This window comes from Fluviicoccus keumensis, from assembly GCF_004217445.1.
Classification (GTDB): domain Bacteria; phylum Pseudomonadota; class Gammaproteobacteria; order Pseudomonadales; family Moraxellaceae; genus Fluviicoccus; species Fluviicoccus keumensis.
This window is the reverse complement of sequence record NZ_SHKX01000010.1, coordinates 1-16,829: the sequence shown is the minus strand read 5'-3', so window position 1 is coordinate 16,829 and position 16,829 is coordinate 1. Positions and strand designations below refer to the sequence as shown.

The following is a 16,829-nucleotide window of genomic DNA, read 5'->3' as shown; positions in this document are numbered from 1 at the left end:
CCCCGCTGGATTGAGGGCGGTATTCTAGCGCAAATGATTGCGTCCGGGGGCCTCATGCGGCCAAGGTCGAAGGTGCTCAGCGCTTGCCCTTCTCGATATCGCCGGCTTTCTCCATCAGTTGCAGGACCTGCCAGCTGAAGTCCGGAGCCAGGCGGTTGACCAGTTGGCCGACCTGCGCCAGCTTGCCGGGGAAAATCACTTCCCGGCCCTTTTCCAGCGCCCGCTCCATCTCGTCCAGCACGAAGTCCGGTTCGATCACCAGCCCCGCCTTCCGGCACAGGGCCAGGAATCCGCCCTTATGGTGGGTCTTTTGGGTATCCAATAATGGCGTGTTGACGGCGGGCGGACAGACCAGCGCGATGCGCAGCCCGCTGCCCCGGTTCTCGCGGATCAGCTGGCGGGCGTACATGTTGGTGGCGGCCTTGGTGGCGCTGTAGGCTCCCATCCACGGCGAGGGCAGGTAGCCGGTCAGCGAGCCGAAGATGATGATGTCGCCGGTCTTGCGCGCCAGCATTTCCGGCAGCACTGCCTTGGTCAGGAATACCGTGCCGTCGTAGTTGATGTGCATCTGCCGCACGATCTGGGTGCTGGGCAGTTCGTTGAGCAGGCCCATCGGCATGATGGCGGCGCAATGCATCAGCCGGTCGATCTGGCCGTGGCGGTGCTGGATCTCGGCGATGGTGCGCTCTACATCCACATGCTTCGAGACATCGCAGACATAGGGATGGACATGACGCAGCCCGTGCGCGGTTTCGCCCAGGCCTTTTTCATTGGTGTCGATGATGGCGACATTGACGCCCTGGGCGGCCAGACGGCGGGCGGCAAGACGCCCCAGGCCGCTGGCGCCGCCGGTGACGACGGCCAGATGTCCGTGAAATCCCATGGTATTCCCCCTCCGCGAATCAAAGCAGTAAATGGCACGATCGTCCAATAATGATCTTCTACCCCAATTCCTGCTCGGTTGACAGGGGGTGGACGGCGCGTGGCGTCAATCTTGCAGTCATACCATACCTTTGGCGAATTGCCACGTGGCCCGCCAAGACTGTTAAACTTCACCCATGCGCAGCCTGAAGGAAAGTATCGATGCAAAGCCATTATGATGTTGTCGTCATCGGAGCCGGACCCGCCGGGGAAGGCGCGGCCATGAAGCTGACCAAGGAAGGACGGAAAGTGGCGGTGGTGGATGCCCGTCAGGAAGTAGGCGGCAACTGCACCCATGTCGGCACCATTCCTTCCAAGGCGTTGCGACAGACGGTCTTCAACATCATGCGCTACCAGCGCGATCCCTTGTTCCAGCGGGTTGGCGAATTGCGCAACGTGCCGGTGTCGCAAGTGCTGGCGCGGGCGAAGAACATCATCCAGGAACAGGTCAGCGTCCATACCCGTTTCTATGACCGCAACCGCGTCGACCTGCACCACGGCCAGGCCACCTTTGTCGATCCGCATACCCTGCGCATCAAGACGCTGGAAGGCGGCAAGGAGCTGGTGACCTTCGACCAGGCGGTGATCGCCACCGGCAGCCGCCCGTACCAGCCGGAAGACATTGATTTCAAGCACCCGCGCGTGTTCGACAGCGACAAGATCCTGTCGCTGGATTATCCGGTGCACAAGTTGATCATCTACGGTGCGGGCGTCATCGGCTGCGAATATGCCTCCATCTTCGTCGGGCTGGGCTACAAGGTCGATCTGATCAACACCCAGAACCAGTTACTGTCCTACCTGGACGATGAAATCGCCGACGCGCTGTCGTATTACCTGCGCGAGCTGGGCGTGTTGATCCGCCATCAGGAACAGTACGAAAAGCTGGAAACCTTCGATGACTGCGTGGTGATGCACCTGAAGTCGGGCAAGAAGATCAAGGCCGACGCCATCCTCTGGTGCAACGGCCGCACCGGCAATACCGACACGCTGGGGCTGGAGAATGTCGGCCTGACCGCCAACAGCCGCGGCCAGCTTGCCACCGACCGCCAGTACCGCACCTCGGTGCCGCACATTTTTGCCGTGGGTGATGTGATCGGCTATCCGTCACTGGCCTCGGCGGCCTATGACCAGGGACGTTGCGTCGGCGCGCACATGACCGGCACCGGCGACATGGAACATGTCGATGACGTCCCGACCGGTATTTACACCATTCCCGAGATTTCCTCGATCGGCAAGACCGAGAAGCAGCTGACCGAGGAAAAGGTGCCCTACGAAGTCGGGCAGGCCTTTTTCCGGCATCTGGCGCGCGCGCAGATTACCGGCGAAACCGTGGGCATGCTGAAAATCCTCTTCAATCGCGACACGCTGGAAATCCTGGGCATTCATTGCTTTGGCAACAACGCGGCGGAAATCGTCCATATCGGCCAGGCGATCATGCAGCAGAAGGGAGGGGGTAATTCGCTTAAGTATTTTGTGAACACCACCTTCAATTACCCGACCATGGCGGAAGCCTATCGGGTGGCGGCGCTGAACGGGCTGAACCGGTTGTTCTGAGCGCAGTCTCGCAGGCATGAAAAAGGCCCGGTATAACCGGGCCTTTTTCATGGGGGAAGCCGTTACTCGAAGAACTTGTAGGGCAGGGGATCCTTTTGGTCCTTGTCCTTGTACTTCGGCAGGTCCAGCATCCGGCCCATGCCGATCATGTTCGCGTAGGGGCCTTTGCCCTGCACGAAGTTGACAGCCCAGGCGGGGGAAATTCCACCCGGATCGATGAAACCTTCCGCTTCCAGCTTGGTCTTGTTCGGCCCCATCGGCGTCCATTTGACGGTGTAGTTCTCGGCTTCCATGCGAACGTACGGCGGCTTGGAAGGCAGATAGTCCGGCAGGGCGGACATGCGGATCAGCACGTAGGGCCGCTTGCTGCTCATGGGCTCAATGACGGCGCGCATGATGACATCGCGGTCGGGCAGACCCACCGGGGCGTTGTGCACCATGTAGAAGATGAATTCCTTTTCAGAGACCCGCTTCAGGAACTTGACCTCTTTAACTTCGAAGTACCATTTCGGATAACTTTCAATATCGGATTGAACGCGCGCCAGATCTTCGATGGGGGAACTGAAAACAGCTTCCACGCGGAATGAACGGATATTCTTGCCTTCTTCATTCTTCACGAAAACCTTGATGTCGCGCATGCGGTCATTTTTGGTCATGCGCCATTCGTTTTTGGCGGTTCCGGAGTCCCGCAGTTCATCCAGATCGTCGCGCGCTGCGAGCGCTGCGGTCGGAAGGCTGGCGGCCAGCAGCATTCCCAGAAGGATTTTTTTCATGTGTGCCTCATTGTCTTTTTGCACATGTCCGACGCCAAGCGCCACCCTGGACAACTGTGCAGATGGGATGAATTGCTCCCTTACGTTTCAGCTATAGCTTCAAATGTGAACAGCGTCAAGCCAAAGGGGATTGAAGGCGCGGTCAACAGGATGAAGTTGAAGTAAAACATTAACAATTGACTAAAAGTATTGATACAAAAAGAAAACAGCCCCACCAAAAGGAGGGGCTGCCTGACCGGCGGCTCAGGCTTCGTTGGCCTTTTGCCCCTTGTGGTAGGTGGTGTAGACATAGACGGGAATGGACAGGCTGCCCAGATGCTGCTGGATGAGCGGGTAGACTTCGTCCCAGTCCAGACCGCCGACGCCGGTGGACAGACGCGGCAGGGCGACGCTGCTGAACTTCTCGCTTTCAATCAGCTTGTGCAGTTCCTTGAGGGCGTGATTGACGTGCGCGGTGGTGGCGCGGCCGGGTTTCTGGCCGTGATCGTAGGCGGCTTCCTGCGTCAGCAGGTTGACCACCACCTTGCCGTCCGAACCCATCCACGACCACAACGTACCCGCCTTCGGATGCTGGGTCTGGCAATAATGACGGAAATCCTTGTACAGGCTGGGCCAGTTCTCGCGCAGGGAATGGGCCAGGCCGACGGCGAAATCGTCATTGGGGGCGATGCCGTGGGCAATGACCTGAGCGTTGCTGAGGAGGATGTCGCCGGATACTTCGATGATCATGTTGGCTACCTTGTGATGGAGTGAATCTTCACTTTAACCATACAAATAATAGGCCTATGAAAGCAAGGGAAATTGCAAGTATATTGTTAATAACATACTGTTTTAGAAGGTCTTTTCCAGGGCGAGACGGATGCCTTCTTCCAACGCCTGCCATGAGGGCATGACGGTGGCTTCCCGCTGGACGGTGGTCATCTGCAGGCCGGTGTAGCCGCAGGGATTGATGCGGGTGAACGGTTCCGGGTCCATGTCCACGTTCAGGGCGAAACCGTGGTAGGAGCAGCCCTTGCGGATGCGCAGGCCGAGCGAGGCGATCTTGCGGGTATCGACATAGACGCCGTGGGCGTCGCGGTCAGCGCGGGCGGCAATGCCGTGCTGCCGCAGCACGTCCACCAGGCAGTCCTCGATGAACTCGACCAGTTCGCGCACGCCGGTGCCGGTGCGGCGCAGGTCGAACAGGCAGTAGCCGACCAGCTGGCCGGGGCCGTGATAGGTTACCTGGCCGCCGCGATCGGTTTTCACCACCGGAATGTCGCCGGCGGCGAGGATATGCTCGGGCTTGCCCGCCTGACCCAGCGTGAATACCGGCGGATGCTGCACATACCAAAGTTCGTCCGGGGTGTCCGGCGTGCGTTGGTCGGTGAAGTCGCGCATGGCCTGCCACACGGTCTGGAAGTCGCCGCTGACATGCCGGACGGTCAGCATCGGTCAATACACCAGCTTGATTTCGGGCGCGGCGTTGAAGGCGGCGTAGAGGGCGTTGATCTGTTCCCGGGTTTCCAGATAGACCTCGATGGTCACCGACAGGTACTTGCCGCCGCTGGACGGACGCATGGTGATGGTGGACGGGTCGAAGCCGTTGCAGAGCCGGCCGGCAATTTCCGCCGCCACCTGCGCCAGCGGGTACTGCATTTCCCCCATGACCTTGAAGGTATGGTGGCAGGGCAGTTCCCACACGTCGATGTTATGGACCAGATGCGGCTCGGGCGTGGACATGGCGGATCTCGCAATACAGAAGGTATGCCCCCAAGATCGGGGCATGACGGAGGGATTCAAGGAGTTGCGGGAATTATAGTGCGGATGGCGCATCAAAGGGAGAGGAGGCGTCTCCGGGATGGATGCCGTACCCCTCTCCCCAACCCTCTCCCACAAGGGGAGAGGGAGCTATCAACGGCCGCCCTTGACGAACTGCGCGGTAACCGCAGCGATGCGCGCGCCGAAGAGGCGGGCGGTTTCCAGATCGCCCGGCAGCGGGCCTTCTTCCGGCGAAGCATCGGACGGCGATTGCGCCAGCGCGCCGCCGGAACCGGCCAGCCAGTTGATGTCGTTGCGGGTGGCGGATTTGCTGTTGGAGGGCAGCAGGCCGGTGCCGACCCAGACCATGCCGTGCTGCATCGCCAGCGTCCACAGGTACTGGATGGAGGCGTACTTGTCGCCATTGATGGAGGCGGAGTTGGTGAAGCCGGCGGCGATCTTGTCCTTCCACTTCTGCTGGAACCAGGGCTTGGAGGTGGCGTCCGCGAAAACCTTGAACTGGCCGGAGACGTTGCCCATGTAGGTGGGCGCGCCGAAAACGATGGCGTCGGCGGCGTCGAGGGTGGCCCAGTCCTCGGCGCTGATGTCCTGGACGGCGATGAGGCTGACGGCGGCTCCGGCGTTGCGCGCGCCTTCGGCGACGGCTTCGGCTTGCTTCTTGGTGTGACCATAACCGCTGTGGTAGGCGATGGCGATGGCGGTAGTCATGATGTGTTCCCCTTGGGTGGTCGGATGGGTCTGAGCTGGCCCGATATCGCCATGGTAGAAGGGGGCCGGGACCGCGCCTAGCGTCATCAGGACGAAAGGGGTGTTCTGGTTATGGAAACACCGGCGGGGTCTCCTGTCATGGGCGTGCCTGCGCCCACCGGAATTTTATTTTGCAAATCGTGCATCCATTCGGGAATTCGCTGCGTAAAGGTAGATGCAGGAACAGTAATGCGTGAAAGGCGCATCGGACTGTACCGCGCAGAACCATTTTCCAGGAGAAGGACATGCACACTATTCATTCCCGCCGTTTTGTCATGACGACACTGGCCGCCGCCTTGCTGGGCATCGCCGGCACGGCTTTCGCCTCCAGTCACCGCGAGGCCCCGGGCATCACCAAATCGCCGAAAGTCGATGCCAGCGATTTTTACATGTTCCGCAGCTATGAGGCGAACCGGGCGGGCTTTGTCACCCTGATTGCCAACTACCTGCCCCTTCAGGATGCCTATGGCGGTCCCAACTATTTCTCGCTGGACCCCAATGCCTTGTATGAAATCCACATCGACAACAACGGTGACGCCAAGGAAGACCTGACTTTCCAGTTCCGGTTCAAGAATACGCTGGCGGATCTGAAAGTGCCCGTCAACGGGGTCAATGTCTCCGTGCCGCTGCTGAACATCGGAGCCATCAGCAACAGCGACAACAGCGCCCTGAATGTGCGGGAAACCTACACCATTGATCTGGTGAAAGGACCGCGACGGGGCGGGGTGCGCGCGGCGGTCACCAATGCCGCCAATCAGGCCACCTTCCAGAAGCCCGCGGACAATATCGGCAGCAAGTCGATTCCCGGTTATGCCGATTATGCCCGCAAGTTCATCCAGAACATCAACGTGCCCGGCTGCAGCACGCAAGGGCGCGTCTTTGTCGGGCAGCGCAAGGACCCCTTTGTGGTCAATCTGGGTGAAACCTTTGACCTGGTGAACATCCAGGCCCCGGCAACCGCCTTCGATCCGGCGGCCGAGGACAAGGGGCTGGACGCGCTGGCCGACAAGAATGTGACCACGATCGCCCTGGAACTTCCCATCAGTTGCCTGACCAGCAACGGCGAGCCGGTGATCGGCGCCTGGACAACCGCCAGCCTGCGACAGGCGCGCCTGCTGAACCCCAATCCGAAGAGCGACAACAATTCGGCCAGCGCCGAGGGCGGCGCCTGGACCCAGGTGTCGCGACTGGGCATGCCCCTGGTCAACGAAGTGGTCATCGGCCTGAAGGACAAGGATAAATTCAATGCCAGCAAGCCGGTCAACGATGGCCAGTTCGCGACCTACGTGACCAATCCCACCTTACCCGCGCTGCTGCAGATCCTGTTTGGCAGCGCCGGGGTGAAGGCCCCCACCAATTTCCCGCGTAATGATCTGGTGGCGGCGTTCCTGACCGGCGTGGACGGCCTGAACAAGCCCAAAAATGTGGTGGCCTCGGAAATGCTGCGCCTGAACACCGGCATCGCGCCGGCCGCCAAGGCGGACCAGAAGCGCTTGGGGGTGATTGGCGGCGATAACGCCGGTTTCCCCAACGGTCGTCGTCCGGGCGACGATGTGGTGGATATCGCCCTGCGCGTGGTGATGGGGCGCTTGTGCGTGCTCAATATCGGCTGCAAGCCTTCGGATGCGGTTTCCGGCGGCATCGACTTCACGGACGGCGCCCTGCAAAGCCCGATGCAGTTTGATGACACCTTCCCGTACCTGAAGCCGGCCTTGCCCGGCTCGCCCGCCACCATCCGCTAAGCCCCGGGAGCGCATCATGAAAAAGCTGGCAATCATCACGTTGGGCATGCTGTTGCTGTCGGCCTGCAACAGCAATCGCGATCCTGTGGCCACACAGGCCGCTATGCCCGCCACCGACGCGTTTACCGCACAGGTACAGGCTCAGGCCGCCACCGCGCCGGAGGACACGGAGCCGCAGGACATCAGCGCCGTGGTTCTGAATACCCCGGAAGATGCCGAGCCGGTGGCGGTGAACTGACAGGAGCCTGCCATGTTTTATGTGCTGTGCATAATACTGGCGGCGCTTGTCGGAAGCGGGGCTCATGCCGAGCCCCGCATTCCGCGCTCGCCGGCGGAGGTCATTGCGCATTTGCCGCAACGGCCCGCCATTTTGCGTGCCGACCGTAACAGTTCCCCCGGCGCTGACACGGTCGAGGACAGCCTGGAACAGGTTACGCAGTTGATGGCGCAGGCGCACCGGACGGGTGACCCGCGCTACATGGGCTATGCCGAAGCCGTGCTGGGGCGGATAGCCCAAAAACCGCCCTTGCCGGATGAGGTGCTGCTGTTGCAGGCGCGCATCCATCAATTCAATCACCGCTTCGGCAATGCGCTGATTGACCTTACCCAGATCTTGCAGCATGACCCGCATCATCCGCAGGCCCTGCTGCTGCAAGCGTCGATCTATCAGGTGCGTGGCGAGTATGCGTTGGCCCGTCAGGGCTGCCAGCGTATCCGGAGCCTCGCGAACCTGTCATTGGCCCTGATTTGCGAGGCTCAGGTTGACGCCATGAATGGCCGCGCCAAGCCGGCGGAAAAAACGCTGGCGAGCCTGCTGACGGTTGCCGACAGCCTCGCCCCCGACCAGAAAGTCTGGTTTTTCCTGGGATACGGCGATCTGTTGCTGCGTCTTGGCGAAGTGCGGCGCGCGGAGCAATTGTACCGCCGCCTGCCGGTACAGGATCCGGCAGTGCGCGCCGCACTGGCCGATGTACTGTTGCGCCAGCACCGTCCCGCCGAGGTGATGACCCTGCTGGAAGGGGACCGCCAGCAGGACGGCCTGTTGCTGAGACTGGGGCTGGCCGAGAAGGCGCTGGGGCTGGCCAGCGCCGGTCAGACCATCGCCGCGCTGGATGCGCGTTTCAAGGCCTTGCGCTTGCGGGGCGAGGTCAGTCATTTGCGCGAAGAGGCCATTTTCGCGCTCTACCTGAAAAATGACCGGAGCAAGGCCCTGGCGCTGGCGCGCGCCAACTGGCTGCAGCAGCGCGAAACCCCGGATTTTGAAGTCTATTGGCAGGCTGCGCTGGCCAACGATTCCGAAAGCGACCGGGCCGTGCTGAAAAAATGGATGCTGGGCAGCGGTTTCCAGGATGACAGTTTGCTATCGGGGCATGCCGCCCGTCAGGAGGGAGCCTCGTGATCAGGATCTTCATTTTGCTGTGGCTGTGGCTGTGTCTGGGGGGGCTGGCGCAGGCGCACAAGGCCAGCGACAGTTACCTGACCCTGGATACCGGCAAGGGCGGGCAGGTCGGGCTGCGCTGGGACATTGCCGTCAGCGACCTGGATCTGTTGCTGGACCTGGACCGGAACCACGACCGTGAGTTGACCTGGGGAGAGTTGCAGGCGCGAACAGCCGATATTACCGCACTGGTCAGAAGCGCCCTGAGTGTGCGGCGGGGCGACGTGGCTTGCCAATCCTGGCAGTTCGCGCCGTTGATGACCGATGAGCACTCGGATGGCGCTTATGCCGTGATACAGATGCGGGGCGACTGTCCCGCGCAGGGAGACTGGTCGTTGCAGTACCGCTTGCTGCAGGCCGAGGACCCCAGTCATCGCGGTATCGTCCTGTGGCAACCGGCAGGCGCGGCCGCCCAGACACGAATCGTCGCGGCCTCCGCGGAGCCGCTGACGTTGATCCAGCCCAGCCACAGCCTGACCTTCCGTGATTTCTGGAAGGAGGGCGTGTTTCATATCTGGAGCGGCTACGACCATATCCTGTTCCTGTTGTCCCTGCTGCTGCCGGTTGTCCTGATCCGGCAGGGCGGGGGCTGGCAGCCGGTCAGCCGCTGGCCGTCGGCCTTGCGGGACGCGGCCGGGATTGTCACGGCATTCACGCTGGCGCATTCCTTGACGCTGGTGCTGGCCGCACTGCAATGGGTGCATTTGCCCTCCCGGCTGGTCGAGTCCGCCATCGCCCTGTCCGTCCTGGTGGCCGCCATGCACAACCTGAAGCCTGTGCTCGACAAGTGGCGTTTCCTGATGGCCTTTGCCTTCGGCCTGATCCATGGCTTCGGCTTTGCCAGCGCCCTGACCGATCTCAGTACCCGCTCCGACTCCTTGCTGGTTGCCTTGCTGGGCTTCAATCTGGGCGTGGAAAGCGGGCAGTTGCTGATCGTCGGCCTGTTTGTACCGGCGGCCTACGTCCTGCGGCGCTCGGCGCTGTACCAGCGCGCGGTGGTTACGGGCGGGTCAGTCGCCATTGCGGTGGTGGCGGGATTGTGGCTGGGCCAGCGAATTCTGAACGTAGTATGGATACCGGGATAAATGACAGATGATCTGACGGTTTTGCTGGGAAAAACCGCATTGGGCGACCAGCGCGCCTTCGAACAACTGTACCGCCTGTCCGCTCCCAGGCTGTACGGTCTGGCCCTGCTGGTGACCCGGCGCAAGGATCTGGCGGAGGAGGCCTTGCAGGATGCCTATGTCAGTATCTGGCATTCCGCCCACAGTTTTGCGGCGGAGCGCGGCAGCGCGCATGCCTGGCTGAGCACCATCGTGCGCAACCGTTGCCTGGATAAGCTGCGCCGCCAGAAACTGCCTCCGACGGATCTGAGCCCGCGCGAGTGGGAGGAGATTGCGGCCGACTGCCTGGAGCCCTCCGAGAGCGTGGAGGCGGCCGCGGAGATCCGCCGGCTCAATCAGTGCCTGACCCATCTGGATGACAACCAGCGCCGGTCGGTCGTGCTGGCGTACCTGCAGGGCCTGTCGCACAGCGAGCTGGCGGTGCGCATGCAGGCCCCCCTGGGGACCGTCAAGGCGTGGGTCAGGCGCGGTATGGACAAATTGAAAGGGTGTTTGCAGCTATGAACTATCAGCAGCCCGAATTGCAGCGACGCCTTGCGGCGGAATATGTATTGGGTACCTTGCAGGGCGGCGCCAGAGTGCGTTTTGAGGCGCTTATGGCCGAACAGCCCGCCTTGCGGCGTCTGGTTCAGGCGTGGGAAATGCGTCTGGCGCCGCTGGCCGTCCAGGTCCGGCCGCAACCCTTGCCGGACACGCTGTGGCCCGGCATCAGCCGTCGTCTGGGCTTCAGTGAGTCGAAAACGCCGGCCCGCATGCCGTTCTGGGCATGGTGGGCCTGGGGGGGCAGCATGACGGCGGCCTTCATCACGGGCCTGCTGGTATGGCGTCTGTGGATGGATCCGCAGGCAGCCCTGCCGGTCTATCGTGATCTGGCGGTGTTGAGTACCGACAAGGCCGAACCGGCCTGGATTGTGCGCATGAGCGCCGATGGCCAGACCCTGAAGCTGACCGGGCTGCAGAAAACGGTTGTGCCTTCTGACCGTGACCTGGAGCTATGGGTGGTGGCCCGCGAAAAGCCCTTGTCGTTGGGGGTGATCCGCAGGCAGGAACAGGATGGGGAGCTGACATTCACCGCAGCGCAACGTCAGCGTTTGGGAGAAGGCCGGATTCTGGCGATCAGTCTGGAACCTCGCGGCGGGTCGCCAACCGGCAGTCCGACCGGGCCGGTGCTGTTTACCGGCAAGATGGTGCTTTGACGCTCCGCTGGCGGCATCAGGAGCGCCAAGGCGCTCCTGATGCCGGATGGTCTCAGAACAGGCTGGCGAAGAACTTCTTGATGTGGTGCCAGGCGCGCACGAAGAAATTGGCTTCCTCGACCGGCTGCAGCGCCACCAGCGCTTGTTCCGCGACCGGCTTGCCGTCCAGCGTCACCACGACCTTGCCGACTTCCTGACCAGCCTTGATCGGGGCGTCCAGCGAGGCGGGCAATTGCAGGCTCAGCTTGAGCTGGTCCTTTTGACCGCGCGGCAGCGTCACGTTCATGTCGTTGGCCAGGCCCACCGACACGGTGTCCGCCTTGCCGAACCAGACGACGGGCTTGCCCAGTTCCTGGCCCTTCGGGCGCACCTGAGCGGTTTCGAAGTTGGCGAAGCCCCAGTTGAACAGCGCGCGGGTCTGGTCGGCGCGGGCTTGCATGGTGGGCGTGCCCATCACCACCGAGATCAGGCGCATGGGGCCGCGCTTGCTGGAGGCGGTCAGGCAGTAGCCGGCTTCTTCGGTATGACCGGTTTTCAGGCCGTCGACGGTGGGGTCGGTGTAGAGCAGGGCGTTGCGGTTGCCCTGCTTGATGTTGTTGAAGGTGAACTCCTTCTCGGAGTAGATCGGGTAGTACTTGCTGCTGTCGTGGATGATGGCGCGCGCCAGCACCGCCATGTCGTGCGCGGTGGTGTAGTGGTTGGGGTCGGAGAGGCCGGTGGCGTTGGCGAAATGGGTGCCGTTCATGCCCAGACGTTTGGCTTCGGCATTCATCAGCTCGGCAAAGGCCGGCTCGTTGCCGCCGATGTGTTCTGCCAGCGCCTTGGAGGCGTCGTTCCCGGACTGGATGATGACGCCGCGCAGCATGTCGATGACCGGCGCGGTCGTATTGACCGGCACGTACATGCAGGACTCGGCGCTGGTGCCGCGGCACCAGGCGGACTCGCTCATCATCACCGGATCGGTTTCCTTCAGCGTGCCCTTGATCAGGCGCTGTTCCACCAGGAAGCTGGTCATCATCTTGGTCAGCGAGGCCGGGGCCAGGCGCTGGTCGGGGTTGGACGAAGCGAGGATCTGGCCGGAATCGTAGTCCATGACCACGAAACCCTTGTTTTCAAGCACGGGCGCGGCGGGAACGATGGTGGCGGCGTTAACGATGGAGGCGGTGAAGGCGGCGAAGCCGAAGGCAGCAAGCGTGCGGGCCATGATGCGTGCGTTTCCTTGATTGGGGGGTATGGGATGGTTCGATGGCAAGGATTCTAGCACTGTTGCATGGGGCTTTTTGTACAGCTTGCTTGACAAGGTGAAGATCGAATTCCGGCGGTGGCGAAAGCCGAGGGGCAGGGATGCGGACAGCCTGCCGGTCGGGGCGGCAGGTGTCCGGGTTTCAGGGTCAGGCGGCGTTGGCGGCCGCGATGGAAAGTGTGGCCGTACCGGATTGACCGTACTTCGCCAGCAGCTCGGCCCGGCGCTGCGGATCGAGGTTGATCCGTGACAGATCGCCCCGGTAGTGCGCCACCAGTTTCGGGTCCATGATCTTGTACCACAGCGGCGGAATGTAGGCGGCCAGCCACATGGCGGGATAACCGGCCGGCAAGCGCGGGGCGGTCTCGAAATGGCGCAGCGACTGGTAACTGCGCGTCGGGTTGGCGTGATGGTCGCTGTGACGCTGCAAATGGTAGGTCAGCAGGTTGGACAGGATGAAGTTGCTGTTCCAGCTGTGCTCGGGCAGCGTGCGCTCGTACTTGCCGTTTTCATCCTGACGGCGCTTCAGGCCGTAGTGCTCCAGATAGTTCACCACCTCCAGCAGGCTGGCGCCGTAAGCGCCTTGCGCCACCATGAACGGGATGGCGCGCGGCCCGCAAATCGCCGTCGCCGCGCCGACCAGTCCGGCGCTGATCGCCCAGCCTTGCAGCAGTTCGTTTTCCAGACTCCAGAAGGACTTGCCCTTGCGCTCCAGACGCTGCTTTTCGATGTCGATGGCCGACTTCAGGCTGCCGATGACGGTGCGCGGCAGGAACTTCCAGAAGCTTTCCCCCATGCGGCTGGACGCGGGGTCTTCCGGCGTGGCGACGCGCTTGTGGTGGCCATAGTTATGTTCCACCCGGAAATGGGTATAGAAGGTCGGGGCCAGCGCCAGCAGCGAGGCGTTGCGATTCTCGCTGTCCTGCTTGTGGCCCAATTCGTGGGCGGTGTTGATGCCCAGGCCGTTCATCGTACCGACGCTCATGGCGATGCCGATGCGGTCGGCCAGCGGCACGTTCTTGCGCGTGGCCGCCCAGCAACCGAACAGCGTCACGGCAAATTGCGTGGGGATGAAAGCCTTGACCAGCCGGTTGTAATAGGGGTCCTGCTCCAGCCCGGGAATGGCGTCTTCGGGCGGGTTATGGGTGTCCTCGCCGATCAGTTGGTCCAGCGCGGGGATGATGACGTTGTGCATGACGGGGCCTGCCCAAGCCAAGGCACGCAGTTTTTTCGGGGCAACGGCGTAGGCGGCCAGCATGGCGGCACCAATCACCGGCTGGGCCGCTCCCAGCATCCACAGATGGCGCTTGCGGTCTTTCCAGCCGGACGGATGGATGGGGGTGGCGGCCTGAATAGCCTGTTCGGGTGCTTGCGAGCCCATGTTATTCACCTTCTGTGCGGGGTTTGCGATGAGGTTGAGCATAGGCGTGGCTACGCCGCGGCGACAGGTTCGGGATTGACAGGCAGGGGTCATTTTTTGACAATCCGGTCATTGCCGATCCTTCCAAAAGCATAAAAAGACGGGGAGTTGCCTGCCATGACGTCCAAAGATGTGTTTCTTCCTGGGTATTACTTGCGCCAGCTGACCGAGCTGGTCGGCAATGCCGGTGTTGATACCGTAGCCTGGCTGGCGCGCGCGGGTCTGACTCCGGAGGGGCTGGATGAGGCGGCGGTCGGGTTTTCCCTGTCCGGTTTCCTGCTGCTCATGGAGGATGCGGTACGCCTAACGGGCGAACCCGCATTGGGGCTGCTGCTGGGGTCGCGGCTGCTGGGCAATACACATGGCGTGCTGAGCTATGCCGCGTTGAACGGCGGCTCGTTGCGGCAGGTGCTGGGATTGCTGGAGCAATTTCTGGCCTTGCGCATCACGTTGGTGGCGATGAGCCAGGAAGAGCAGGACGGGATGTTGCGGGTGTGTTTCCGGGAGAGTGTACCTTTGGGGAAAACCCGGCGCATGGGGCTGGAAACGGTGGTGCTGTCGATCCGCAACATTCTCGACTTCATTACGATGGGGGCGTGTCAGGTGCGGGAGGTGGCGTTTGACTTTGCCGGGTCCGACGCGGATGCGCGGCTGGCGGCGGAATTCTGCAAGTGCGGGGTGCGTTACGGGGCGGGCTGGACGGGGTTTTCATTGCCGATGGCGCAACTGGATATGCCGTTGAGGATGGCCGATCCGGCGGCGTTCAGCGAGGCGGTGGAGATTTGCCGCCGTGAGCTGGAGAAGATGACGCGGCAGGTGTCGATGGCGGCGCGGGTGCGGCGGTTGATGCTGGAGCAACAGAACGGGTTTCCGTCGTTGCAGATGGTGGCGCGGTTGTTCCATTTGACGCCGCGCACGCTGCATCGGCGGTTGATTGAGGAAGGGACGTCGTTCAAGCAGGTGCTGGAGGAGGTGCGGCACAGGCTGGCGCTGGAGCATTTGAAGTCGGGGCGGTTGTCGATTCAGGAGATTGCGTTTTTGCTGGGGTATTCGGATGTGGCGAATTTCAGGCGGGCGTTCAAGCGGTGGGAGGGGGTGGCGCCGTCGGGGGTGAGGGCGGTGAGCGGCTGATTTTGTGATAAAACAGCGTAGTGCTTCTGAGGCCGCGCGGAGTGCGGGGATGGATATATAAAGCATTATCCTCGTATTGATAGAGGAAATATTTTAAAGAGGGAAAAGGTTTATGGTACATAATTCCGAGCTGAAGTCTTATGCAATGCATGAGGCCAATGAGATTGCTGATGGCGACAGTACATATCTGGCTGCGATAGAGAATAAGGAGGTTGGTGGTTTTGTGGCGGGAACGCTTGTTCATACGGATAAGGGATTAGTTTCTATTGAGAATATTCAGGTTGGCGATATGGTATTGTCCAAGCCGGAAGGCTTATTTGGCAAGCCTTTGTTTAAATCTGTTGTGAAGAAATTTGCGTATGAAGATAATCCGATATGGGTTGTTTTTGCGATAAATACAAATACATTAAAGATAGATTGTTTGATCTCGGCCTATAACCAACGGTTTTGGGTTGATGGTATAGGATGGATACCGGCCGAATTCGTTAGACCAAATAATTTTCTTAAGTATGCTGACGAAGATTCGACATGTTTTGTAATAAAGTCAGAGCCTCTATATAAGGCGATAGTTAACAATGAGGCTAGGGTTTGGATGTTTGTTGATCGTTCTGTAGATGCCGGTGTGTTTATCGATATCAATTCGAGTGACCCCGGAGCTCCCTATGCAAAATATTTTTTGGAATCAGAACAGGGCAGTGGATCTTTGCCTTTTGATGATGGGTACATTCAAGCGTATGAAAAGCATACGGCGAAGGTTTATGATTTTGAGATTTCTCAATATAACACTTATTATGTCGGTGATTATGGTGTTTTGGTCAGCAGTTCAAGCGGTTATGAATCTGAGCCAGTCAATATAAAATTCCATCAGTCTTATGAGGAAGGATGCGAATGCCAGCAGGAGGAACGCAATAATACGGTCGCTGATTGTGATGCTGACCATGATGAATCAAATTGTTGCGCGGTGGCAGAGAAACGAGTAGGCGGTTTTGTAGCGGGAACGCTTGTTCATACGGATAAGGGTTTGGTTTCTATTGAAATAATTCAGCCCGGAGATATGGTTTTATCCAAGCCGGAAAGTGATGTTGGTGAAATTTCATTCAAGCCAATCTTGAAAATATTTAAATATACGGATAAGCCACTTTGGGCTATTTTTGCAATCAACTGTAAAACAGAAAGCATGGAGTGCATTATATCAGCCTATAGTCATCAATTTTGGGTTAATGAAAGTGGATGGATGGCAGCTGAGAAAATATGTACGGGGAAATATCTTGGTTGTATTGATGCAGGCGATGAATGCTTCGTTCTTAAATCGGAGCCACTATATAATTCTGTTGTTGGAGACGAAGTTAGAGCGTGGATGTTCGTAGACCGCTCAGTTGATGAAGGGGTTTACATCAGATTTGATGCAAATGACCCTGGCGAAATGTACAAAAAATATTTCTTCAGCTCCAATCAAACTTGGGGTAACTTGCCTGGCGCTGATGATAGTGTTTATAAAAACGAAACGTATAAATCGACAATTTTTGATTTGGAGGTGGGTGATAATGGAGCTTATTATGTCGGTGTTGATGGTTTTTTTGTACATAACAAAAATTGATACATATGCTGTTACCTGCTAATTTGATGAAGTCTCCCGTGTCGTCACGAGTGGCCGCTATTGAACCCAAAAGTAAATCATATAAACTGTACAGTGACAGTATTCACCTGACACCCGCCCCCGGCGGGTTGTTCATTTAAGCAGCTTTTTTGGTGCTTGGCTTCTCCTGTTTGGTGGTGTTG

General features: G+C 59.8%; 17 protein-coding genes. 9 read left to right on the top strand and 8 right to left on the bottom strand.

Going from position 1 to position 16,829, the window contains the following annotated elements; translation table 11 throughout:
* Positions 1-76 precede the first annotated feature (76 nt).
* On the bottom strand, positions 77-883 hold the full coding sequence (locus EV700_RS01040; RefSeq protein WP_130410509.1) for an SDR family NAD(P)-dependent oxidoreductase: 807 nt from the start codon (positions 881-883) through the stop codon (positions 77-79).
* A gap of 200 nt (positions 884-1,083) precedes the next feature.
* On the opposite strand from EV700_RS01040, the gene sthA reads away from it, so the two are divergent.
* A complete protein-coding gene (gene sthA / locus EV700_RS01035; protein ID WP_130410508.1) occupies positions 1,084-2,475 on the top strand; it encodes a Si-specific NAD(P)(+) transhydrogenase in 1,392 nt (463 codons plus the stop codon).
* 62 nt (positions 2,476-2,537) lie between these two features.
* Here sthA and EV700_RS01030 read toward each other — a convergent pair whose 3' ends face one another.
* From EV700_RS01030 to EV700_RS01010, 5 genes are all read right to left on the bottom strand, one after another.
* Entirely contained in the window at positions 2,538-3,248 is a 711-nt protein-coding gene (locus EV700_RS01030) for an START domain-containing protein (protein WP_130410507.1), read from the bottom strand.
* Between the two features lie 243 nt (positions 3,249-3,491).
* Positions 3,492-3,977 carry a macro domain-containing protein gene (locus tag EV700_RS01025; protein ID WP_130410506.1) on the bottom strand — a complete coding sequence of 162 codons (486 nt, stop codon included), beginning with the start codon at positions 3,975-3,977 and terminating at the stop codon, positions 3,492-3,494.
* A 102-nt stretch (positions 3,978-4,079) separates the two neighbouring features.
* On the bottom strand, positions 4,080-4,679 hold the full coding sequence (gene lipB / locus EV700_RS01020) for a lipoyl(octanoyl) transferase LipB (RefSeq protein ID WP_130410505.1): 600 nt from the start codon (positions 4,677-4,679) through the stop codon (positions 4,080-4,082).
* Positions 4,680-4,682: 3 nt separating this feature from the next.
* A complete protein-coding gene (locus EV700_RS01015; RefSeq protein WP_165391284.1) occupies positions 4,683-4,970 on the bottom strand; it encodes a YbeD family protein in 288 nt (95 codons plus the stop codon).
* A gap of 171 nt (positions 4,971-5,141) precedes the next feature.
* Positions 5,142-5,717, bottom strand: a complete 576-nt coding sequence (locus EV700_RS01010; RefSeq protein ID WP_130410503.1) for a flavodoxin family protein — start codon at positions 5,715-5,717, stop codon at positions 5,142-5,144.
* 284 nt (positions 5,718-6,001) lie between these two features.
* Between EV700_RS01010 and EV700_RS01005 the strand changes: the two genes are divergently transcribed.
* The 6 genes from EV700_RS01005 to EV700_RS00980 are packed head-to-tail and all read left to right on the top strand — an operon-like array spanning position 6,002 to position 11,256.
* Positions 6,002-7,498: a DUF4331 domain-containing protein gene (locus EV700_RS01005; RefSeq protein ID WP_242610159.1), complete on the top strand. Its 1,497-nt coding sequence runs from the start codon at positions 6,002-6,004 to the stop codon at positions 7,496-7,498.
* Positions 7,499-7,514: 16 nt separating this feature from the next.
* On the top strand, positions 7,515-7,736 hold the full coding sequence (locus EV700_RS01000; protein ID WP_130410502.1) for a hypothetical protein: 222 nt from the start codon (positions 7,515-7,517) through the stop codon (positions 7,734-7,736).
* A 12-nt stretch (positions 7,737-7,748) separates the two neighbouring features.
* Positions 7,749-8,897, top strand: a complete 1,149-nt coding sequence (locus tag EV700_RS00995) for a tetratricopeptide repeat protein (protein WP_130410501.1) — start codon at positions 7,749-7,751, stop codon at positions 8,895-8,897.
* On the top strand, positions 8,894-10,021 hold the full coding sequence (locus EV700_RS00990) for a HupE/UreJ family protein (RefSeq protein ID WP_130410500.1): 1,128 nt from the start codon (positions 8,894-8,896) through the stop codon (positions 10,019-10,021). The genes EV700_RS00995 and EV700_RS00990 overlap by 4 nt, the downstream gene beginning before the upstream one ends.
* Complete coding sequence (locus EV700_RS00985) at positions 10,022-10,564, top strand: sigma-70 family RNA polymerase sigma factor (protein ID WP_130410499.1); 543 nt, start codon at positions 10,022-10,024, stop codon at positions 10,562-10,564.
* A complete protein-coding gene (locus tag EV700_RS00980; RefSeq protein ID WP_130410498.1) occupies positions 10,561-11,256 on the top strand; it encodes an anti-sigma factor in 696 nt (231 codons plus the stop codon). Before EV700_RS00985 ends, EV700_RS00980 begins: the two co-directional genes overlap by 4 nt.
* Before the next feature lie 52 nt (positions 11,257-11,308).
* On the opposite strand, the gene EV700_RS00975 is transcribed toward EV700_RS00980, so the two are convergent.
* The gene (locus EV700_RS00975) at positions 11,309-12,460 is read right to left on the bottom strand and encodes a D-alanyl-D-alanine carboxypeptidase family protein (protein ID WP_130410497.1); all 1,152 of its coding nucleotides are present in this window, start codon (positions 12,458-12,460) and stop codon (positions 11,309-11,311) included.
* A gap of 187 nt (positions 12,461-12,647) precedes the next feature.
* Positions 12,648-13,880 carry an alkane 1-monooxygenase gene (locus EV700_RS00970; protein WP_130410496.1) on the bottom strand — a complete coding sequence of 411 codons (1,233 nt, stop codon included), beginning with the start codon at positions 13,878-13,880 and terminating at the stop codon, positions 12,648-12,650.
* 156 nt (positions 13,881-14,036) lie between these two features.
* Here EV700_RS00970 and EV700_RS00965 point away from each other — a divergent pair, with 156 nt between their 5' ends.
* Together EV700_RS00965 and EV700_RS00960 are read left to right on the top strand one after the other, a co-directional pair.
* Entirely contained in the window at positions 14,037-15,050 is a 1,014-nt protein-coding gene (locus EV700_RS00965; protein WP_130410495.1) for a helix-turn-helix domain-containing protein, read from the top strand.
* 112 nt (positions 15,051-15,162) lie between these two features.
* Complete coding sequence (locus EV700_RS00960; protein WP_130410494.1) at positions 15,163-16,647, top strand: polymorphic toxin-type HINT domain-containing protein; 1,485 nt, start codon at positions 15,163-15,165, stop codon at positions 16,645-16,647.
* Positions 16,648-16,829 lie beyond the last annotated feature (182 nt).